The 21,366-nt window shown below is 42.9% G+C and carries 17 protein-coding genes; 2 read left to right on the top strand and 15 right to left on the bottom strand.

Translation table 11 applies throughout. From position 1 onward, the window contains the following. Positions 1-50 precede the first annotated feature (50 nt). The gene (locus BMX50_RS30075) at positions 51-1,244 is read left to right on the top strand and encodes an anhydro-N-acetylmuramic acid kinase (RefSeq protein WP_091220044.1); all 1,194 of its coding nucleotides are present in this window, start codon (positions 51-53) and stop codon (positions 1,242-1,244) included. A 326-nt stretch (positions 1,245-1,570) separates the two neighbouring features. Here the strand turns inward: BMX50_RS30075 and BMX50_RS30070 are convergent, their stop codons facing one another. From BMX50_RS30070 to BMX50_RS30030, 9 genes are all read right to left on the bottom strand, one after another. Then, the gene (locus tag BMX50_RS30070; protein WP_091220041.1) at positions 1,571-2,473 is read right to left on the bottom strand and encodes a glycosyltransferase family protein; all 903 of its coding nucleotides are present in this window, start codon (positions 2,471-2,473) and stop codon (positions 1,571-1,573) included. 120 nt (positions 2,474-2,593) lie between these two features. Then, a complete protein-coding gene (locus BMX50_RS30065) occupies positions 2,594-4,543 on the bottom strand; it encodes an OmpA family protein (RefSeq protein WP_091220038.1) in 1,950 nt (649 codons plus the stop codon). A 1-nt stretch (position 4,544) separates the two neighbouring features. Beyond that, positions 4,545-5,543 carry a PorP/SprF family type IX secretion system membrane protein gene (locus tag BMX50_RS30060; protein ID WP_091220035.1) on the bottom strand — a complete coding sequence of 333 codons (999 nt, stop codon included), beginning with the start codon at positions 5,541-5,543 and terminating at the stop codon, positions 4,545-4,547. Further along, the gene (locus BMX50_RS30055; protein WP_091220032.1) at positions 5,540-7,576 is read right to left on the bottom strand and encodes an Ig-like domain-containing protein; all 2,037 of its coding nucleotides are present in this window, start codon (positions 7,574-7,576) and stop codon (positions 5,540-5,542) included. The genes BMX50_RS30060 and BMX50_RS30055 overlap by 4 nt, the downstream gene beginning before the upstream one ends. 314 nt (positions 7,577-7,890) lie before the next feature. Beyond that, positions 7,891-9,375, bottom strand: a complete 1,485-nt coding sequence (locus tag BMX50_RS30050) for an oligosaccharide flippase family protein (RefSeq protein ID WP_091220029.1) — start codon at positions 9,373-9,375, stop codon at positions 7,891-7,893. After that, the gene (locus tag BMX50_RS30045) at positions 9,376-10,503 is read right to left on the bottom strand and encodes a glycosyltransferase (RefSeq protein ID WP_091220026.1); all 1,128 of its coding nucleotides are present in this window, start codon (positions 10,501-10,503) and stop codon (positions 9,376-9,378) included. Beyond that, the gene (locus BMX50_RS30040; protein ID WP_167668146.1) at positions 10,503-11,108 is read right to left on the bottom strand and encodes a class I SAM-dependent methyltransferase; all 606 of its coding nucleotides are present in this window, start codon (positions 11,106-11,108) and stop codon (positions 10,503-10,505) included. The genes BMX50_RS30045 and BMX50_RS30040 overlap by 1 nt, the downstream gene beginning before the upstream one ends. Positions 11,109-11,317: 209 nt before the next feature. Then, entirely contained in the window at positions 11,318-13,321 is a 2,004-nt protein-coding gene (locus tag BMX50_RS30035; RefSeq protein WP_091220020.1) for a M56 family metallopeptidase, read from the bottom strand. A 2-nt stretch (positions 13,322-13,323) separates the two neighbouring features. After that, on the bottom strand, positions 13,324-13,695 hold the full coding sequence (locus BMX50_RS30030; protein WP_090534685.1) for a BlaI/MecI/CopY family transcriptional regulator: 372 nt from the start codon (positions 13,693-13,695) through the stop codon (positions 13,324-13,326). Positions 13,696-13,850: 155 nt separating this feature from the next. Between BMX50_RS30030 and BMX50_RS30025 the strand changes: the two genes are divergently transcribed. Next, positions 13,851-15,254 carry an MBL fold metallo-hydrolase RNA specificity domain-containing protein gene (locus BMX50_RS30025; protein ID WP_091220016.1) on the top strand — a complete coding sequence of 468 codons (1,404 nt, stop codon included), beginning with the start codon at positions 13,851-13,853 and terminating at the stop codon, positions 15,252-15,254. Between the two features lie 219 nt (positions 15,255-15,473). Here BMX50_RS30025 and BMX50_RS30020 read toward each other — a convergent pair whose 3' ends face one another. The 6 genes from BMX50_RS30020 to BMX50_RS29995 form a co-directional block, all read right to left on the bottom strand. Further along, positions 15,474-16,331, bottom strand: coding sequence for an NAD(P)-dependent oxidoreductase (locus tag BMX50_RS30020; protein ID WP_091220012.1), 858 nt, complete (start codon positions 16,329-16,331; stop codon positions 15,474-15,476). Between the two features lie 81 nt (positions 16,332-16,412). Continuing rightward, on the bottom strand, positions 16,413-16,985 hold the full coding sequence (locus BMX50_RS30015; protein ID WP_091220008.1) for a Crp/Fnr family transcriptional regulator: 573 nt from the start codon (positions 16,983-16,985) through the stop codon (positions 16,413-16,415). Positions 16,986-17,413: 428 nt separating this feature from the next. Further along, complete coding sequence (locus BMX50_RS30010; RefSeq protein WP_244281142.1) at positions 17,414-17,842, bottom strand: hypothetical protein; 429 nt, start codon at positions 17,840-17,842, stop codon at positions 17,414-17,416. Between the two features lie 109 nt (positions 17,843-17,951). Next, positions 17,952-18,704 (bottom strand): SDR family oxidoreductase, encoded by a 753-nt coding sequence (locus BMX50_RS30005; RefSeq protein WP_091220004.1) that lies wholly within the window; start codon positions 18,702-18,704, stop codon positions 17,952-17,954. 97 nt (positions 18,705-18,801) lie between these two features. Further along, positions 18,802-19,542, bottom strand: coding sequence for an SDR family oxidoreductase (locus BMX50_RS30000; protein ID WP_091220000.1), 741 nt, complete (start codon positions 19,540-19,542; stop codon positions 18,802-18,804). 847 nt (positions 19,543-20,389) lie between these two features. Beyond that, positions 20,390-21,322 carry a helix-turn-helix domain-containing protein gene (locus tag BMX50_RS29995; RefSeq protein WP_091219997.1) on the bottom strand — a complete coding sequence of 311 codons (933 nt, stop codon included), beginning with the start codon at positions 21,320-21,322 and terminating at the stop codon, positions 20,390-20,392. Positions 21,323-21,366: the final 44 nt, after the last annotated feature.

Here is a 21,366-nt window from a genome sequence, read left to right as displayed (position 1 = left end):
AGCTATTATTTTAACTTTTGCAGTTGCCGCACAAATAGTAATTTAAGCCCATGATCCCATTAAACCATAACCTGCAGCGCCTGTTCAGCATCGCTCAAAAACCATCAAAATTGGGTATCGGCCTTATGTCGGGCACATCGCTGGATGGGCTTGATATTGCTTTATGTAAATTTACCGGGCACGGTTTAGGTACTCATTTCGAACTGGTGCAATTTATCACCATCCCTTATCCGGATGATTTTAAGCAGGAAGTTCAGCAGGTATTTGCAAAGCGTAATGCCGATCTGGAAAAGGTGACTTTACTCAATGCTTATATCGGTAGCTATCACGCGGAGTTAATACTGCAGGCAATGAGCCAATGGCATATCGAGCCACACAACGTCGATTTCATCGCCAGTCACGGCCAAACCATTTACCATGCGCCGCAGCGTTTACATCAGCACAAAAGCTCACCTAACGCCACCCTGCAAATTGGCGATGGTGATCATATTGCCATAAAAACCGGCATATTAACCATTAGCGATTTCAGACAGAAACATATTGCTGCCGGAGGTGAAGGTGCCCCGTTGGCATTGTATGGAGATGTGTTATTGGGCAGCAAAACCGGCGAAAACCGGGTACTGTTAAACATTGGTGGCATTGCCAATTTAACCTGGCTGCCTGGTGACGGCGATTTTAGCCGCGTCCTCTGCACTGATATCGCCCCCGGTAATACACTCATTGATGCAGCCTGCCGCAAATATTTTGATAAACCATATGATGAGGATTCGGCAATTGCTTACAGTGGGAAGGTGAATGAAAACTTGTTGAAAGCGCTCCTCTCCCATCCATTTTTTAAAGAGAAAGCCCCAAAAACCACCGGACCAGAATTGTTTAACCTTAATATGGTTACCGAAGCTCAACAACAATCGGGCACCGGCGCGATTAGTAATGCAGATCTCGTTTGTACCTTAAGCGCCTTCACAGCGGCATCCATAGCCGGCTTTATCAAGGAAAATATCGCTGGTGGTGATATTAAAATTTTCACCAGCGGCGGCGGAGCAAGGAACCCGTTTGTTATTGGCAAATTAAAGAAGTTGTTGCCACAAGCAGCTATTGGAGATAGCAGTGCATTGGGGATTAATCCCGATGCCAAGGAAGCCATATTATTTGCCCTGTTAGGCAATGAAGCCTTATGTGGCGAACCAATCAGCATTGGAGCCAATCCGGCGGTGCTGATGGGGAAATTTTGTTTCCCGGTTTAAGGCTTTCAAACACGATTAATCTTGCTCTCGTTTGCAACGACCACTTAATATGGCTTAGCGATTGCATCGCCTTTGCGTTATAAACGCAAACCCAGCTTACGCACTCGTTACAAACGAGCGCGAGCTGATTTACAGATAGATAAGATTTCATTGCCGTTGGCTTTAACCAACGGAATAAGAATTAGCGGCAGGAGGGCTTCAGCCTAAATCCGCTTGCATAATTGGGCTAAAGCCAAGATTTTTCAGTTCTTTCACCGTTGGTTAAAACCAACGGCAATGAATACTTTGCATTTTTTAAACTACTTACCGGGAATTAAAACAAGCAATCAACGCCCCATCTGCTGCCTCACAAAGCGCCTAACCCGCTGTAGCAGTGTTCCTTTTCTGTTAGCCAGAAAATGTTTGATAGCCCTGTAAGCCTGCTCATTTTCCTGTATCAAATCCGGGAATTGCGTTACCTGTTTACGGGCCATTTGCACGTGATATATATCTTCATTATTGGAGTGTACACCCGTGCCATCGTGGCCTATGTTTTGAATCAGCGATTGCGACGGGTTCAGTGTCAACCCGTTTTTTAAAAAGATGGAGGCGTACCAACGGATGGCCCATGAGTTATTTTTGCCTGCTTTAAACTGCTCAATCTGTTTCCAGAAATTCATTTTCCCTTCTATCGAAAAGCGGGCTATTTTCAAATTATCAAACTGGGCTATCAGCTTATCAACATCGGGCTCAAAGTTTTTCCATGCGCGGGCCCAGGTTGCCCAGCCCCAGCTGGTGGCAGCACGGTAAAAGAAGGTTTCGGGCAGGGTTTTATCGTGCAGGTTGTACATATATGCGCCAATATGCATTACCTGCTCCTGGTTTGCATACTTTGTTAGTGCGTTGTTGAAATACTGCAGGGTGTACGGAGAAGACAATAAATCATCCTCAAATACAATCACCTTACCATACTCATAAACCAGCTGCGTTACCCCGCTAATGATAGATTCGGCCAAGCCAAGGTTGTGATCGCGCAAAATAACTTTTACCGATTTAAAACCGCTTACATCCTGCGCCAATTGCCTCACCTGCTCAACTTTGGCTTTATCAGCATCAGTTTTAGCCGCATCGCAAAAAATATAAAGGCGCGACTCGTCAGCCAGTAAATTTTGCTGCAAATAACTGATAGTACGGCGCGTATGATCGGGCCGGTTATAAACAAAAAGGGCTATCGGGGCAAGATTTTGCATGGTATGATTTCAGCAGATCGGTATTGAAATTAAATGCCCTGCATATAGCAGGGCATTTAACTTGCGAAGACAAAATTATATCATAACCATGCCATCGCCAACAAATAAAATAATTTGTTTTTAGTCTGCCGATTTTACGGTGAATGTGGTACGACGATTTAGCTGTCTGCCCGCCGGGTTATCCTTTCCGTTAGGTAATTGGTTAGGTGCGATAGGCATCCTTTTACCATAGCCTTTGGCGGTAATGCGGGTAGATTTAATTCCCTTGAGCAACAAATAATCAACACAAGTTTCGGCCCGTGCCTGCGATAGTTTCAGGTTACCTGCGTCGCTGCCTATATTATCAGTGTGCGAACCAAGCTCAATCTTTATTTTAGGGTTATCGCTCATAATGGCAACTAGTTTATCCAGTACATCATATGATTCGGACCGGAGATGGGCATTGCCAAAATCGAAATAAATATCTTCAATAACTATCGGTACATTAACCTTATAATTCTGCAGGCATATTTCGGGGTTAATGAGCGTATCAATACCTGGCTTTACTAAAGGCGCGGGGACAACCTTAGTAAAATATCCCTTTTGCGAAATTTCCAGCTTATAGCTTGGCAGCTTTTCTTTTACCTGGAAAACATAGTCGCCTTTATCATCGGTAACCTTGGCAACCAGGCCCATTTTAACATTCGGATCCTTTAAAATCACCCTTGCACCGGCCATCCCACTATTGGTGTGGCAATCAATTATACGGCCGCTGATGTATAAAAACTTGTATTGCCCGGTGAATAAACTCAAACAACAATCAGAACCACGGGCCGAGCTCAGATAAAACTTGTTTGGATTAGTTGGATCAATGCTGTAGTACAAATCATCTTTAGATGAGTTAACCGGATAGCCTAAATTAACCGGGGTTGCCCAATGCCCAAAGTCACCATCGCTGCGGTAAACATCAAAGCCTCCCATACCGGTAAAACCATTCGAGCTAAAAAACAATACTTTATCCGGCCCGTCATAATAGGGCGATTGCTCATCATAAGGCGTGTTTACAGTACTACCCAAATTGCTCACCGTTTTTGGCTGCCCGGCGTCATCAAGGTTACTTTCCCAGATGTCATCGCCGCCCTCGCCTCCCGGCCTGTCGGATGAAAAGAACAGCCGCCTGCCATCGGCACTAACAAAAGGATGTTTGGAATTATAACCTTCGGCGTTAACGGTGCTGTTGAGCCTCACAGGTTGCTGCCAAACGCCACTCGCCAACTGGCTGAAGTAAATAGCCGATACCGTTTTTCCGTTCTTTTTATACCAGCGGGTGAGGTACATTTTAGTGCCGGTGCCATCAAGCGAAGGCGTAGCATATTCAATTTGCCCTTCTTTATCAAAGACATTAAAATTTGTAGCAAGCGCTTTTGTCGAATCTAAAATAGCCGAACTATAAATCCTGTTGGTGAAAAATTTATCCTTATCAACCATACGTGATGAGGTAAACCAATATCGGCCCAAATTCACGGTGAGGGCATAATCGCCCTGATCTTTATTCAGAAATACCAGAGGAGATACATCAACGGCACGCGGATGCTCCAATTGTTTCAACGCGTACTCACATGAAGTAATTTCTTTATTGGCCAGGGTTGTATATTTTGGATCCTGGTTGTTTGCTGCAAATTGCTTTAGCTGTGCAAGAGCATCATCATATTTCCCGTTTGCCTGCAAACATATGCCATACCAAAGCGGGGTTAAAGGGTACTTTTCTATTGATCCTTCCTGGCTCATTTTGGTGTACCAGATAGTAGCATCTGTATAATCCTTATATAGACGGTACGATTCGGCCAGTTGGTAAATTATATATTGATTGGTTGTTTCCTTTTTTGAGCCGCTCTTTTTATTGGGTGAAAGAGGTACGCTGTTTTTTGATTCAATGGTTGTACCATCGACAATATGCCTGTAATAATAGGCCGCTGTATAGTATTCATGCCTGTTAAAAGCAGTATCGGCCAGGGCTTTATAATTTTTAGCCTGCCCAAATGCAACAGCCGGAAAAAACGATAGTAGAAAATAAGGTAATAGTTTTTTCATATTATATCCTTGGACAAATTGGAGCCGGAGAATCAGTATAGCGACTAAATATATAACTTATTGATAATTCGAAACCGCCACGGCCTGATGTAACTGCACGCAGTCCTGAGGTATTAAAATCGTAGCTTGCGCCTATAACCATTTGCCTTATATGGTAGCCAACGTTAGCAATGGCAGCGTCCTGTAGGCGCATCATACCACCAAGTACAAGGCCATTGTCATCAGCAAACTTAAGCTCAGAGTACACACCTAAAGCTTTGATCTGGCCCTGGCCCTGTTTTATGTAAACAACGTTAGGAATAAGGTCGAAAAAATCAGAAGCCTTGATACGGATCCCTCCATGTGCAGTAAACCGCATAGGCAGCTTGCTGCTTATACCTCCGGCTGCAAAAGGGTCGGTTACATCATTAATGTGGTTAATGGCAAGCCCGCCAAAAAAATTAGCTTTGTTCATCGGGTCGGCATTATAATAATAGATACCAGCGCCGGCATCAAATACCGTTTTTGATGAATATCCAAAATTTTCAAAATTGGGCAATGTTGGGTCAAAGCCACTGTTAGGATCGTACTGGTTATCAGACTGGAGTTTGCCCGGATCAAAACTGCGACTGATAACGCCTGCCTGTAAACCGAAATGCAAACGCTGGTTACCATCGTCAGACAGGGTTATCCCATAACCGAATGATCCGTAAGCTGTAAAGTAATTATAACCGGCCGTACCTGCCTTCTGATCGAGTATGTTGATGCCAATGCCAACTTTATCGGTCGGTTTAAAATCGGCCGATACACCGGCTGTACGGTAACCGTTGCTGATATTTGTCCACTGGTCCCTGAAATTAGCAGACAGGCGCGTATCGCCGTCAAAAACACCGGTAAGGGCCGGGTTGAGCCAAAGTGGATACGCATAAAATTGTGAAAAATGCGGATCAACCTGCGCCTTCACTGTTCCGGCAACTGCAAGCTGCAGTGCTATGGTGATAATTAGTAGTAATTTCTTCATCGTAATAGCGTAATTGTTCCTTTTTTAGTCAATTGCGCCCCATTATTCATAGTTGCTTTTAAATAATATACGTACACGCCCACGGGCATTAATGAGCCTTTAAAATAGCCATCCCATCCTTTACTAACATCGGTTGAGGTAAAAAGCAATTGCCCCCATTGGTCATATACATAAAATGAAAGCGTATTGATGTTTTTACCGTGTACATAAACAATATCATTATTTCCATCGCCATTGGGGGTAAAATTGTTGGCTACGTATATCACATTATTATTATCAATGGTAGAGGCCGTAACCGCTGCCGAAGCATCGCTGAGTGTACATGAGTTAGCCCCCAAAGCCTTTACCCTAATTGTCACCGACTGGTTAATATCAAGACCGCTCACCTTGTGTGTTAAACCGGCACTTCCCGAATTTGGTTCAACATAAGTTAAGCCGTTATCGGTGCTTACCAGGTAGCTTGTTGCACCGCTTACCGCGCTCCACTCAAAAGTTATACTTGATGATGTAACTTCCCCAACAGTTACTACAGGAGGATCAAGCGGTTTAGTCATTTGCACCTGTACCGTAACCCTTCCGTTACTGTTACATCCGGTGGCGTTTGTGGCTTCTACATAATAATTTTTGGCCGAGGTTAAATTACCTGTAGTGTACGTATTGCCTTTAGCAAGCAGGTTTCCGCCTGTAGGTGCGTCATACCATGATATGACTGCAGCTGCATCTGACGATGAGGCGGATAAGGTAGTACTTGTACCCGGACAAATAGAAGTACCCGAACTGCTTACGGTAACCACCGGCAAGGTAACCACAGATAAACTCACCGTACCCCGCGCAGAAGAACTACAACCGGTAGTACTTACCGCCTGCACATAATAAGACACCGCACCTGTTACATTGCTGATTGTATAACTGGTTCCGGTGTGTAAAATATTGGCGTCGGTTGCGCTGCTGTACCAGTTGTAAACAACGCCGCTTTGTGCATTTTGTATAGTAATTGTTGTTGTGGAACCGGAACAAACGCTAACCGTGCTTTGTGCAAATTGCGGTACCGCGGGTAATGGCACAACTGTTACTGCTATTGTTGTTGGTGTACTGCCGCAGGTGCCATTTGATGCCTCAACATAATAACTCCGGCTTGCGTTTAAAACAGGAGTAGTGAAAGACGTCCCTGTGGCAAGTACCGTAGTTTTAGCCGGCGAGTCATACCAGTTATATATTAATCCGGCCGTTGGTGAGCTCACGGTTAGCACAGCCGATGTTCCCTGGCAAATTGCTACGTTAGATGTAACTGGTGATGGAGGAGGGGGTGGAGGTGAAACCTGGAAAGTAATCTCATTACTGACAGAGGCTGTTGTACATGCGCCCGATGTTACCACCCGGCGGTAATAAGTATACTTATTTAAAACAGGTGGATCATAATCTTTTGATGTAGCTCCTGCAATATCAGTAAAGGTTACATCATCTGTTGATGATTGCCATTGATATGAAAAAGTACCATCTCCGCCGGTAGCTGTGCTGCCCGTAATATTAGTAGGATTACCTGCACTGCAAAATTGAGTAACAGCAGGTGTATTAATAAAATTATTGCTAACTGCCCTGATTGGCCTAACTGTAACATCATAAAATGAATCATAGGCAATAACACCGCCGGTAGTGGTTTGTCTGCGCAAACTGTATACTACGCTTCCTGTGGCATTGTTTACCAACGATGATGTTATATAATCTTTCATCGTATTTGCAGATGGTGCGCTTACCCAGTTACCGTTACTGTTTATCTGCCAGAGGTAACTATTAGGAGTTGGCGTTTTTACATCGCCGTTAAGTACTGCTGCTGCTGCCGAGCAAATAGTAATTGCCTGCAGGGGCGCAGCAGTTAAAGCATGTGGGGTAAATGATGTTTCAACAAATCTTGAGTTGGTACCAATGGACAATGGGGTTTCAAACGCCCGGCTAAAGCCAGCGCATGGGAAGAAAAACAGGCAAAATATCGCCCATAAAAACGTTTTATGCAAACGTGCAGGTTCAGGGTGCATAGCTTAAATTAACGGATAATGATAATAATTATCTTTCATATTATTAAATTTTCAGAATATTTTAACCGGGAACAAAAAACATTTTAAAGCAAATCAAAATTAATTTAACTCAATCGGAGGCTGATAAAATATTTTATTGTTAATCCAGGTTTAAGGATAACGTTACATTGCAACGGTATCCTGCCCTCTTGTACGATGCAAGCAATTATAATGTTCTCATTATCAAAAAACTTTTAAACCGTACAAATGTACTCTGCGGATTTAAGGCATGATAGATGACTGGATGGGATATTTAGCACCTGACGTGCCCTGATTTATGCTTTTTTCAGGATACGATCGAATACAAGATTAATATCTTCTGAAATTTTTAAAACGTAGGCAAAAAACACGTACACAACGCCGATAATACCCGAACGGTAAACCATATCCAGGTATACATTTTTTAACGGCGGGAGGTAAAGCCCAATTAGCAGGCAAACCGTAAAAATCATTAAAATATAAAGGTGGGCCTTTGCAAAGGGTTGCAGGTTAAACTTAATTTTAATGAATAACCAGTATGCAAAGTTCAGCGCAAACATGGTGATGAGATATGACAAGGCAGCCCCCATCATGCCCATCTGCGGTATCAGGATCAAATTTGATAATACACACAGCGCTACTGCCGATACAATAAAAACAGTGGTAAGCCTGTAGTATTTAGATGCATTCATGATATAACCATTCAAACCGCCGGTCATATCAACTAAAAATGCCACACCTACTACTATAAACACATTAAAATAGCTTGCATAGTCGTGTTTATGCAGCAACATGATAATAAATTGCTTATTGATAGCCAAACCTATAAAAAACAGACAACCTATAAGCATCTGTACTACTGATGTTTTGTAATAGATTTTACCAATTTTTGCAAGGTCATTAGTAACCCACGACTGGGATATGATCTGCAACGAAGTACGGCTCAATGCTTTGGCCGGCAAACTAATAACTACCGCAATAGCGAAAAACGTACCGTAAATACCCACATAACTGAACGATTGCTTAGTAAGCAGGCTCAGCATCAGGGTATCAAGATTTTGTATCATTACAAAGGAACTGCCGCTCAATACAGTAAAAATGCCATAACTAAGAAATGTTTTTCTTTCGCTCAACAATTGCGTGCCGACTGCCGAAAACTTAAAATGTTTGCCTTTGCCAATATAGGCAAGCAACACCAGCACAGCTACCAGGTTTGCCGTTATATATATCAGCAAAAAACCACGATAGTCAATTAGCTTAATGGCTATCAATAAAACACTGGCAGTTGTAAACAAACGCAACCCTACTTCACGCAAAAAGGAAGATAAAACATTTTTAAAAACAGTAAGCGCCATATTTTCCAGCACGGAAAACACCAGGGTAAAAAACGATAATGGAATGAGATAATAGAAATACTTGATTAGCAGCGAAGCACCATTTTTATTCTTATAATATTCAATGATATTATCTTTAAAAACAACAAAAAGTATCGTAAATATCACAAAACCAATCAAGCTCCAAACAGTCACAAAAGATACAAATCCGCCATGCCTTTTATCTTCACTGCGATAGTAAGGGAAATATTTGAGGATGATATTGCCAATACCTAAGCCCGCAAACTGCGCGTAAAGCAGGGATATAGTACCCATTAAAATAAAAAAACCTATTTCCTCAGTAGTAAGTACCCGCTGAAAAAGAATGATGAGGTTAAAGAAACCCAACGCTACCCCGGCATACAATATGAGGCTATTAAAAAATCCTTGTTTTTGTAATAGGTTCATTTAATTTTTATTGGTGATGCTGCTTTGGATAATACTATCAAGTAAAGCAATACGCATGTGAATATCATAATTAGCAATCATATGGCTGCGTGCCGCTTTACCCATTTGCACCGCTAACTCAACAGAACCGGCCAGGGAGGTCATCCGTTCGGCCATTCCTTCTATATCGTACTCATCAACTAAAAAGCCCGTTTGTTTGTCAATAACAGCCTCTTTAATTCCTGAATGCCGGGTTGAAACTACCGGCAGACCCGACGATGATGCTTCGAGCACAGTTACGGGAGTTCCTTCTTTATCGCCATTGGCAGCAGTAACTGAATGCTGTACAAACGCCCGCATGCGCTTCATTAATTCCCTGATTTCTTCCGGCTTTAATACACCGGTAAGTGTAATTTGTTCATTAAGCCCAAGTTCAGCAATCAGTTCCTGGGTTTCGTCAAACAAAGGGCCTCCACCAGCCATCCAAAGCCGGGCATCAGTATGTTGCTCAAACATCATCTTGAATGCCTTAACTAATGATTGAGGGGATTTTTTTTCGACAAAACGCCCCACAAATAAAAAATCTTTAGCCGAGGATGATATATCAAGCAAAGGAAAAGCCGCAGTATCTACACCGCAGGAGGCTGTAAATACCTTATTGGCCGGTGCCCCCATTTCTTTTAGCGTCGCGGCCATATCAACTGATACGGCAATAAAAGCACTGGCGTATTTAAATGCATCCTGGTAAAGGCCTGCATATGCAGCCACAGTATCACGATGATAAACGTCGGCCCCATGAAAGTGTATAATCAACGGAACGGCAGCCATTTTGCAGGCTTCAGTAACCGATGCGCCAACCATGCCGTATTCGGCAAATACAACATCTATTTTATGCTCTTTGAAATATTTATACAAGGCACGGGTACGCACCTTGATATTTTTCTTCTTGAAAATTCGTTTTTGGATAAGATAACTAAGCAACCCCAGCTTCGAGCGGATCAGCGTTTTGCCCTCATGATCATAAACAGGAAAAGCGCCGCCATATAGTACTTTCTTGTTACCGGCCAGGCCATCAATGTGCGCTTGTATAAAAGTTTCGGAAAAAGCGTCTTTATTAGGCTTTATGATGCAAAGGTTATATTGCTCCATTACACAGATTCGACATTTTTTTGCGCGATGACCACATATAGCGAAGCATCGCGGTCACGTTGCTGCTGTGAGTGGATCTTATCAAACAAGCGGATAAAGCTTTGCATCACAAACGCAAACGGAGGAGCCAGAAATTTAGGTAGCTTTAGCAATATGGCATCCTGAAAAAGCTGGATCCCGCTTGCGGCAAGCCCCATAATACCGTGAAATGAGGTAACTTTAAACCCCTCGGCTTCGATAGTTTTTCGTAAACCGGCACTTGTCCATCTCCAGTAATCGTAAGGGGTTGGATGATAATACCAATAACCATGTGTTGTACATATAATACTGCCTCCCGGTTTTAAAATGCGCAAAGCCTCCGAAAGATAACTATGAGGCGAGTCAACATGTTCCAATACCTGGTTAGAAAGAATGATGTCGCAAAAATTATCGGGCAATGTTGTTTTACTATCGTAATCAATGTGATAGTCTGCCAGGGGGTTAATATCCAGGTCTACCCCCAGGTATTTACCAACCATGGGTTCAATAACCGATTTATATGGCATATCACCGCAGCCAAAATCAACAAGGATAAGGCCTTTATCAACAGCTGTTAAATCCTGCATTACTTTTAAAGTTGCATTACGCAGCTTTGTTAAATGTACATATCGCGTTGAAAAAAGAGTTGGGTTTAGCCGGCTGTTGCGAGTCATATCCAACAAAAATACATGTTTTTTGCCGATTGTTAAAAATACTTGCCTGCTTTGCTTCTATACGCTCATCATAATAAAAGCCGTGGTTAAACGGCTTTACATTTAAATAAATAGATGTTAATTTAATTGACAGTTTTCATCTGACTACCCAAAGCAGCTTTTTTCTTCGCCGCTGTTTTTGTAGTAACCAGCACAACACCATTTACGGCCCTATCGCCATAAATAGCAACAGCAGTATTATCTTTTAACACACTTATGCGTTCGATATCGTTCGGGTTAATTTTATTTAACGATGTCCCCTGGGCCAGGGCGACTCCATCAATAATAATTAAGGGCGCTGATTTACCACTATACTTATCACTAACTATTACATGCTGCTTCGCAGTATCAACAACCAATCCGCCATATATTGGCCTGTCTTCGCCTGACGGGTTTACAACATCCCCGGTTTTATTTTCGCCGGGTTTTGCCGATTTATCATCGGCCAGAGTGAAGCTTATCGGCACAGAATACTGTACTTTCACCGGCTTTCCATTCTGAATTCCCGGTTTCCAGGCAGGTGACATACTTAGCACCCTTACGGCTTCTTCGTCGCAACCTGAACCTATCCCTCTTATAACCTTCATGTTTGATAGAGACCCGTCTTTTTCAACAATGAAAGTGATAATCACCCTTCCCTGAACATTATTATCACGGGCAGCCTTCGGATACCTAAGGTTAGTCATCAAAAACTTACTAAAGGCTTCCAAACCTCCGCTAAACTCCGGCACCTGCTCAACAGATGTGAATACAGCGTCTGAACCTGGCTGGACCGATGCTATTGAAAATCTTGCCGGAGCAGTTGTCTTTGTAGTATCATCGCTGGGAGCAAGTGTAAAACTGATAGGCACTGAATATTGTGTCCTTACCGGACGATTTCCCTGCATACCAGGCTTCCAGTTAGGCGATAGTTTTATCACCCTTAACGCTTCGTTGTTCAGATCATCTGTAATACCTCTTACAATCCTTTCACTTGAAAGCGAGCCGTCCTTTTCAACAATAAAGGTTATGATCACCCTACCCTGGATCCTCTGTTCACGGGCCGCTGCAGGGTATTTTATATTAGTAGACAAAAATTTACCAAAGGCCTCCAGCCCGCCCGGAAACTCGGGCAAACGGGCAACCGCTGTATAAACAGGCGAGGTATCAAGCGCGGCAACCGGCCTCTCAGGTTTAGGAGGCTCATCAATAGTAATCTCTGTTACTTTACTGGCCGGGGTCGAGAAAACTTTATCTGCTTTAGTGTTGATAACCGTAATGGTATCACTGTTATTGATTGTAGCTGATGACAGCACCATCATCAAAATAAACAATGGAGCCGACAGTCCGTACTTAACGAGCGCCGTGCGGTGCGATTTATTTTTTTGCAACATGATGATACGTTCTTTCAACAGGCTTTTGTTAAAAAATGAATTAACCAAGCCATGTGTTGGCGTATTAAATGTCTGGCTTAAAAGCAGCATGGCATAATCGGCCTTATCGGTTCCTGCTTCAACTGCGTGCCTGTCGGCAATAAATTCATGGATGTGTTTTATAGCCCTGCGATAGAAATATACTATCGGATTAAACCAGTTAATGATCATCACCAGTTCAACCAACAGCACATCGGCCGAATGCCATTGTTTGGCGTGTACATCCTCGTGCGTGGCTATTGCTTTATTAGCCTCGCCATCGGCATTTAACTTCACGGTTTTGAAAAAAGAATAAGATACCGGTGAATCTGGCTGACTGATTACTTTTTTCAGCTTAAACAGCTGCCAAATTAACCTGCCCGATAAAAAAACAATACCTGCAAAATATATAATGAACAATACCTCCCCTATACTAATGGGCGATTCTTCTACAGGTTTAAAGTGATAAACCAATACAGGACTACTGTAAAGCGTGTACTTTACTTGCTGGGTAATAAACAGGTTTTGGACCCAATCGGCCTGGATAACGGGTATCATAAATGATAACAAAGCGGCACTTACCAGGTAAAGCCTGTTAAGCTGAAAAAAGGTTTCTTTACGAAGCAAAAGCACATAAAACCCGTAAAACAGCAACAGGTATATGTTTACCAGTAATAAATATTGCCACCAGTTCATAACTATTTTTCTTTTAATTTTTCAATCAGTTTCATGATCTCGTCGGCCTCCTTCAGGTCGATCTTTTCTTTCTTTACAAAAAATGAAAGCATGCGGTTAACGGAGTTGTCAAAATAACCGCTCAGTAATTTATCGGCAGCAAAATTCTGGTATTGCTCCTTGCTGATCACCGGGTGATACTCATGGCTTTTGCCAAACGCTTCATGCCCAACAAAACCTTTTGTTTCCAGGATCCGGATAATTGTCGATACGGTATTGTAAGCGGGCTTAGGCTCAGGTAACTGCTCGATAACGTCTTTAACATACCCTTTTTTTAACTGCCAGAGCACTTGCATGATCTGCTCTTCGGCGCGGGTTAACTCTTTAATTTCCATGTGCGTACTTTTAAATTAATACCTCGTGTATTAATATATTCAATTGGTTTAACTAAGGTAAGAGATGTAACTTTAATTTGCAACTAAATTTTTAGTTATTAATTTCTTAAACTTTAAATCATCATATTCGTTGCGTTGTTCACACTCAATTATAAATGAATATAACCTTCCATGGTGCTGCCCGTAACGTAACCGGCAGCAAGCATTTACTCCGTTTAAACAACGGTACCAGCATATTATTAGACTGCGGCATGTTTCAGGGCCTGGGCGAACAAACCGAGGAAATGAACGAACATTTCGGCTTTAACCCCAAAGGTGTAACGCACATGATCTTGTCGCACGCCCATATTGACCATTGCGGTTTGATCCCGCGATTGGTTGCCGAAGGTTTCGACGGGAATATTTACTGCACTTCGGCCACGATGGACCTAACCCGCATCCTGCTGCTCGATTCGGCAAAAATCCAGGCACAGGACACTGAATATGATAATAAGCACCGTGCCCGTAAAGGCCTGCCCCTGCTTACTCCTTTATATACCGAAGACGATGTAATGGAAGCACTCCGCTTATTCAAAATTGTTGAATACGGCGAGGAATTTGCAATTACTCCTGAAGTAAAATTCAACTTTACCGATGCCGGGCACATTTTAGGCAGCGCCGCGGTACACCTTACCGTTACCGAAAATGGCAAGGATACGCACATCACTTTTAGCGGCGATGTTGGGCGTTACGGCGATCTGCTGCTGAAAAGTCCGCAAACTTTTGAGCAGGCCGATTATATCCTGCTCGAATCAACTTATGGCGATTCGTTGCATAAAGAGCTTGGACCAATTGAAGAGTCATTATTAGAGATCATCAAACAAACCTGCGAAGTAAAAAAAGGCAAGGTGATTATCCCGGCATTCAGCGTTGGCCGCACACAGGAATTGTTGTATGCTTTAAACAGCCTGGAATTAAAAGGTACACTGCCGGATGTTCCTTACTATGTAGATAGCCCCCTATCCGAAAAGGCAACACAGGTGCTGATGAACCATCCTGAAGTTTACAATAAAAATGTGCAGGAAGTTTTAAAAACCGATGCCAACCCTTTTGGCTTTAAAGGTTTGCGTTTTATTGAAAGCGTGGAGGAATCAAAGGCCCTGAATGATGACCCGCGACCATGCGTTATCATATCCTCATCGGGCATGGCCGAAGCCGGAAGAGTGAAACACCACATAAAAAACAATATCAACAGCCAAAAGAATACCATTTTAATGGTTGGCTACGCAGAGCCCAATTCATTAGGCGGCCGGCTGTTAAGAGGCGATCATGAAGTACATATTTTTGGCGAAATGTATGAGGTTAAGGCCGAGGTACGCTCCATCAAATCAATGAGTGCCCATGGCGATTATGATGACCTGCTCCATTTTCTGGCCTGTCAGGATCCCGCACTGGTAAGAACCATATTTCTGGTTCACGGCGAGTACGATGTACAACAACATTTTGCCGGGAAACTAAAGGAACATGGTTTCAAACATATTGAAATTCCGTATCAGCATCAGAAGATAGTTTTGGAGTAAGGACAATCATCCCTCCCGAGGTACATATAAACGAACAACTAAACCATGTCATTGCGAGGAGGAACGACGAAGCAATCTCGTAGCAATGCAAATCGAACATGCATTAGCTACGAGATTGCCACGCTGCGCTCGCAATGACATGGTTTTTATTTGTTTTTTCAGGCAACTTTCATCTTACCAACACCTGAGTTCTCAAGGGAAGGAGTGAAAATTATACACTTACACTTTCCCTACCTGCTTAATCACCGCTATAATATCCTCTTCTCCAAAAGCGGCTTCGGCATCCTGATAAGTTTGATAGGCGGTTTCACCCAGTGGGGTAGCGAGGCCAAGATCTTTGGCCAGACGCAGATCTTTGGCGATATGCTTTAATGCGAAAGCTGCATTATAGTTATTGTTAACAATTGCGTCACCTTTAATTTTGATGAACGGACTTCCTAATGCACTATTGCTTATCAATGTTGTAAGTGCTTCTGCATTAATACCATTTTGCTGTGCAAGCGTTACCGTTTCGGCAAATCCCTGTGCAACAATACCAAGCAGGGTGTTAATGGCCAGCTTGGCCACATTGCCCGAACCTGTATTTCCCACAAGCATCACCAGTTTACCCATTTTTTCGAGGATTGGTTTTGCCTGTTCAAACGCACCGGCCTCACCTCCAACCATGATCACCAGCATGGCATCTTCAGCCTGCTTTACACTGCCGGATACCGGGGCATCCAGGTAATAGTTACCCTGAGCCTTACATGCAGCTGCCATCTCTTTACTAATGGAGGGCGATACGGTGCTCATATTGATAATTATCTTACCACTCGCTTTTGCAGTCAGCAAACCCTCATCTCCATTAAAAATATCGTTGATGGCCTTGTCATCTGATACCATCACAAAAACAACGTCGGCGTTATTTAATAGTAAAGCCGGAGATGCAGCAGTACCGATTCCCTGTGATTTAAATCCTTCTTCTTTATCCTTACTGCGGTTATAAACATTTAGCGGATATCCGGCTTTGATCAACTGCTGCGACATCGGCACGCCCATTTTGCCTAAGCCAATCCATCCTATTTTCACTGTATTCATAGTAGCTATTTTATTTTTGTTTTATATAGATTTTATTGATGTCGATTTTCCGGGTCGTCTAACAGATGACGAGAAACATAATTAACGGATATTTTTGCGGATCCTGCTCAAGGACTGGGGCGTTACACCCAAATAAGATGCAATATCTGCAAGTGGTACCCTCCCGGCCACTTCGGGCTGCCGCTCCAAAAATAAGCGGTACCTTTCTGATGAGTTGTAACCAAGATAGGTATTCCGGGTTTTTATTTTTTCTAAAAGAGTGTTCTGCGAGATCTGATCTATTATTTCCTTTAGGTAGGGTAGCTTATCATATAAAGCCAGCAAATTATTTTTGCTGATGGCCAGCAATTCCGTATCGCAAGCAGCCTGAACACTTTCATCAGCAATGAGGTTGTTATTAAAGCTGTACAGGATGGTGCAAAATTGGTTCTCTTTTAAAAAGAAATAGGTCACTTCATTTCCCTTATCACTTTGAGCCATAATGCGCAGTACGCCATTGGTGATGAAAAACAATTGCCTTGCCACCTGCCCGAGCGGTAAAAGCACATCCCCTTCCTTAAACTTCATGGGCACAAAGGCGCTTGCTATAAGCTCCTGATCGTTAACCGGGATAGGTTTTAACTGCTGTAAGCGGGCAATGAGTTGCTGTTGCATAGTACAAATATCAGGTAAAGAGAATTCAAAATTGCCATAAAAGCGTCATTGCGAGCCACTCCAGGGAAGCCCTGGAAAAAGCCGTGATGAAGTACAAATTATGTTTTAGAGATGCTGTGCGGGGGCCGCGTTAGGGATTGCAGTGAAAAGCCCACAGTGCGGGTTGGCCTTGTGGGCAGGCAAGGTGAGGACTTGTAACGGAAAGCCCGGGCCGCAGGCAACGCCCAAATTACCCAAAAAACAACCCCTAAAATACACCTAATAATCAACAACTTACAACCACGCCATTATAAGACACGAAGCAATTCCCAATAGACAGAGCGGCTATGCAAGTTCATCTGTACAGTTCGCGATTGCTTCGTACCTCGCAATGACGTGATGTAGAAAAAGTCGGTTTATTTCAATGCCCCATCACAGTTTGGGAGAGCTTAATAATTCGCCTGCCCTATTTCCAGTTTGCTGATCTTACCATCGGCATTAACCGTAAACTTAAAGTAGGTTTTAAAATCGCCCCACTGGTCGCTGTGAAATTTACCGTAAATATGCAAGCCGTTTTGTTCCACTTTGTCGATACTGGTAAAACGTTCATGACCCAAAGCTTTTTCGAAAAAGCTTTTGAAGTTCATTTTGTTACCGTCATCAAAAAGCAGGGCATCGCTGTCGACCAAAGCAAACCAGGCTTTTTTATCCCCACTTTGCAGGGCATCAATAGCTTGTTTTACTACCGGGTTAGTTAGCTTTTCGGTATTCATGGTATTGATATTTTGTATAGTTAAGGCAGGTGTTTTTGCTGCCTGAGCATTTACTGATGAAGTAATTAATGTACCGTATATGATATAATGATTAAGCGTTTTCATGGCATGGTAGATGTATAAACCAAATAGTACTATTTTAAAACCTGTTAAATACAAGCAACAGGTTATAGCTAAGACTACAACCTGTTACCCTATGTTACTAAACTGATAATTAATTTGTTGCGCCGCCGTTTACCAGCAGATGCTGACCGTTTACGAATGATGAAAGATCGCTGGCGAAAAACTCGGCCACATTGGCCACATCTTCAACTTCGGCCAGGCGGCCCATCGGACAACTGTCAAGCAATTGTTTCCTTAATGCGGGGTAGCTATCAGCTTCGGCAAAGATACCTGAATGATCAACAGCAAATGGTATAATGGAGTTAACTGTTACACCACGGTGACCAATCTCCTTTGAAAGGATATCAACCAGGTACCTTGGGGTGGTTTTGCTGCCGCCATACACAGCCATTCCGGGTACAGGGAACGAAGTGGTACTTGAGGCGATGTATATGATCCGGCCATTATCTTCTACATGCTTAGCAGCTTGCTGCATGGTGAAGTAAGTACCTTTAGTATTGATACCGAACACGCGGTCAAACTGTTCTTCAGTAAAATCAGTTACCGGGGTTTCAACCAGTTCGATCCCTGCATTGGCTACTACAATATCAATTTTACCAAAGGCATCTTTTGCTTCTTTAAACAGCCTTTCAATATCGGCCACTTTACTTACATCGGCCTGTACAGCTATTACGTTTGCACCCATTGCTTTAATGTTGCTTACCACTTCATCGGCAGATGCTTTATCGCGTGAATAGTTGATTACGATGTTTGCGCCTAATGCTGCATAACGTTCTGCAATTGCTTTACCTAAACCACGGGCCGAGCCGGTTATTACTGCTACTTTATTATTTAATGAGTTCATGATTTTGTTTTTTTGATTGTGATGATTTTATTGATTACACTGATTTTCCCTTATTTCTTGGCTCTTGCTTCCTGATTCTTGCTGTCTTGACTCTCAATTACGCCATTGCACCATTTGCCCCGATATTTTGTGCCGAGATCCATTTGGCATCGTCGCTTGCCAGGAAGGTTACTATTTTGGCGATATCTTCGGGTTCGCCGATGCGGTTAAAGGCTGATAATGATGCCAGGCGATCAATGAGCTCCTGTGGTTTGCCTTTGGTAAACAGTTCGGTATTTGTTGGGCCGGGAGATACTGTATTTACGTTGATGCCCCTTGCGCCAACTTCTTTGGCAAATACGCGGGTTAATTGTTCAACCGCACCTTTGGTTGCTACATAGGTAGCGTAAGTTGGCATCATAACGCGGGTAGTAGTTGATGAAAAGTTGATGATGCTACCACCATTGGCCAGCTTAGTTGCGGCTTCACGCATGGTGTTAAATGTTCCGCGAACGTTGATATCAAACTGGCGGGTAAAATCCTCGTCGGTAGTATCTTTTATTAATTTGGTGATCATGATGCCGGCGTTGTTCACCAGTACATCTATTTTGCCGTAATGGGCAATGGCTGCATCAAACATGGCTGCCACTTCACCGGCCTTGCTTACGTCGGCCTGCAGGGCAATGGCATCGCCGCCTTGTTGTTTGATGGAATTTACGGTTTGGTCGGCAGCTTCTTTACCGCCTGCGTAGTTGATAATTACTTTAGCGCCTTCGGCTGCTAATTTGTGGGCTACTGCTGCACCGATACCTCTTGAAGCGCCGGTTACTAATACTACTTTTGATGCTAATGTGTTCATGGTTTCCTTTGTTATATTGTTTATGTTTTGTTGTCGTTGATTGACAATACAAAGGTGGCAAGAGGAAGGCCCCTGAATGATACACATATCAAAGCATTACTTACGAATATCTAAGATTGGGGATTTTGCAATTGGGCGAAGGCGTGTTTATGGATTAATTTAGACTCGCAGAGGGTTTTTCAATTCACCGAATACATGGCGTAGACATCAGGGCCCTCTGCGAGTTTAAGTTAACCCACGAAATTCACTAACTTGAAATTTCAATAGGAGGCACCTACGGAGCCAAAAAACATCCTCTTTTAATGCTATAAACACGTGGCCCCGCTGGGGCCGGCAAGGTTTTACAACATAATCAGGTATTAATTGAGATGCTTAAGGACAGATACACCAGAGGTGCAAAAGGTTTGTAGCATAAAAAGTATAGAAATACCCTTTGCCCCAGAGGGGCAAAACAAAACGCCTGGTTGATTAAACGGCAAAGCAATTTTGTGGGTTAACTTAAATCTATGAGAGACCCTGATGGGATACAAAATAAAAACCGCGTCATTGCGAGGTACGAAGCAATCCCCTACTTACAGAGCGGCTAAGCAAATCCCCCTATACAGTTCGCGATTGCTTCGTACCTCGCAATGACGCGGTGGTTAGGGGGCGCAAAAGCAATAAATTAAAATTTACAGTATCTTGAAACAGCAGAATATATGAATCAACGTGAGCATTAAGGCAATTGAAGAACTTAGTTTAACGCCTGGCTTAATGTCGGTTTCCTCATTGTGGTCGGTTAAAACCGACGGAATACTAAGGTACAAATGTGGCTTTAGCCCAAAATCCAACTTGACTGAAACGTTGACTACACTACCCTCGCATGTTCTTTCCTGAACAATACAGGCGAAGTATCAGTATGCTTTTTAAAATAATTACTGAAATGGGTTGCTTCGGTAAAGCCCAAACGATACGCGATCTCTTTGATTGATAGTTTTGAATTTTGTAAAAGTGCCTTGGCCTCGGATATGGTTTTTTCGGCAATCCAGGTACTGATGGTTTTGCCTGTTTTTATTTTGATAACGTTACTCAGGTAATTGGGATGAAGACTTTGCGCATCGGCATAATCCTGCACACGGAAAGCCTGTTCGGCCATGCCGCTACTCAGGTCGCGGTAATGTTTTTCGAGCAGGCGTTTAAAGTTCTTTACAATTTCGGAGCTCCGGTTACCTTCATATATTGGGTTATAATCTTTCCAGAAATATTCTTTGAATTTTAACAGCACCACCACAAACAGGTTGCCAATAATCCGGTAACGGTATGGACTATCTGAATTGTACTCTTTCAGGATCTGGTGATATAAAATATCAAACTCCTCAAAAACTTCGGGAGTAAGTACACGGGCCGGAAATGTTTCGGCCAGCAAAAAGGGAAATTCATCAAAAATATTGGCATGCACGTTTTCTTTCAAAAACGATTCGCTGAGCGTAAACAGGTATACATCGCCAATGCGCTCCCAGTTAAACGAACGAAAATGCCCCGGATTGGTGAAGTAAATGGCACGGGGCTGCAGCTTATGATTTTGTTCATCAATGGTATAATCGCCGCTCCCATCTTTAATAAAGGCAAAAACAAAAAAATTAAGCCTGCTCAATGGCGACCTAAACGGCATTGGCTGGTTAATATCCTTCAGGTTAAAAACAGTAAAATCGGTATGCTTTATGAGTTCAAGCGGCAAGCCCAGGTGCTTATATTGATCATAAAGCGTATTAAAAATCTGCTTTTCATTATCCTGGTGCATGGCTAAAATTGATTTTCAAAGCTAATTACACAAGTCGGTATTTA

Origin of the sequence: Mucilaginibacter gossypiicola, assembly GCF_900110105.1 — a bacterium.
GTDB classification, from domain to species: domain Bacteria; phylum Bacteroidota; class Bacteroidia; order Sphingobacteriales; family Sphingobacteriaceae; genus Mucilaginibacter; species Mucilaginibacter gossypiicola.
Note: the sequence above shows the minus strand (reverse complement) of the source record. Positions and strands in the feature narration are given on the sequence as shown.

Excerpts from the sequence above, each read along its gene's own strand:
- BMX50_RS30075 (WP_091220044.1), top strand. The coding sequence starts at position 51 with ATGATCCCATTAAACCATAACCTGCAGCGCCTGTTCAGCATCGCTCAA.
- BMX50_RS30070 (WP_091220041.1), bottom strand. The coding sequence starts at position 2,473 with ATGCAAAATCTTGCCCCGATAGCCCTTTTTGTTTATAACCGGCCCGAT.
- BMX50_RS30065 (WP_091220038.1), bottom strand. The coding sequence starts at position 4,543 with ATGAAAAAACTATTACCTTATTTTCTACTATCGTTTTTTCCGGCTGTT.
- BMX50_RS30060 (WP_091220035.1), bottom strand. The coding sequence starts at position 5,543 with ATGAAGAAATTACTACTAATTATCACCATAGCACTGCAGCTTGCAGTT.
- BMX50_RS30055 (WP_091220032.1), bottom strand. The coding sequence starts at position 7,576 with ATGCACCCTGAACCTGCACGTTTGCATAAAACGTTTTTATGGGCGATA.
- BMX50_RS30050 (WP_091220029.1), bottom strand. The coding sequence starts at position 9,375 with ATGAACCTATTACAAAAACAAGGATTTTTTAATAGCCTCATATTGTAT.
- BMX50_RS30045 (WP_091220026.1), bottom strand. The coding sequence starts at position 10,503 with ATGGAGCAATATAACCTTTGCATCATAAAGCCTAATAAAGACGCTTTT.
- BMX50_RS30040 (WP_167668146.1), bottom strand. The coding sequence starts at position 11,108 with ATGCAGGATTTAACAGCTGTTGATAAAGGCCTTATCCTTGTTGATTTT.
- BMX50_RS30035 (WP_091220020.1), bottom strand. The coding sequence starts at position 13,321 with ATGAACTGGTGGCAATATTTATTACTGGTAAACATATACCTGTTGCTG.
- BMX50_RS30030 (WP_090534685.1), bottom strand. The coding sequence starts at position 13,695 with ATGGAAATTAAAGAGTTAACCCGCGCCGAAGAGCAGATCATGCAAGTG.
- BMX50_RS30025 (WP_091220016.1), top strand. The coding sequence starts at position 13,851 with ATGAATATAACCTTCCATGGTGCTGCCCGTAACGTAACCGGCAGCAAG.
- BMX50_RS30020 (WP_091220012.1), bottom strand. The coding sequence starts at position 16,331 with ATGAATACAGTGAAAATAGGATGGATTGGCTTAGGCAAAATGGGCGTG.
- BMX50_RS30015 (WP_091220008.1), bottom strand. The coding sequence starts at position 16,985 with ATGCAACAGCAACTCATTGCCCGCTTACAGCAGTTAAAACCTATCCCG.
- BMX50_RS30010 (WP_244281142.1), bottom strand. The coding sequence starts at position 17,842 with ATGAAAACGCTTAATCATTATATCATATACGGTACATTAATTACTTCA.
- BMX50_RS30005 (WP_091220004.1), bottom strand. The coding sequence starts at position 18,704 with ATGAACTCATTAAATAATAAAGTAGCAGTAATAACCGGCTCGGCCCGT.
- BMX50_RS30000 (WP_091220000.1), bottom strand. The coding sequence starts at position 19,542 with ATGAACACATTAGCATCAAAAGTAGTATTAGTAACCGGCGCTTCAAGA.
- BMX50_RS29995 (WP_091219997.1), bottom strand. The coding sequence starts at position 21,322 with ATGCACCAGGATAATGAAAAGCAGATTTTTAATACGCTTTATGATCAA.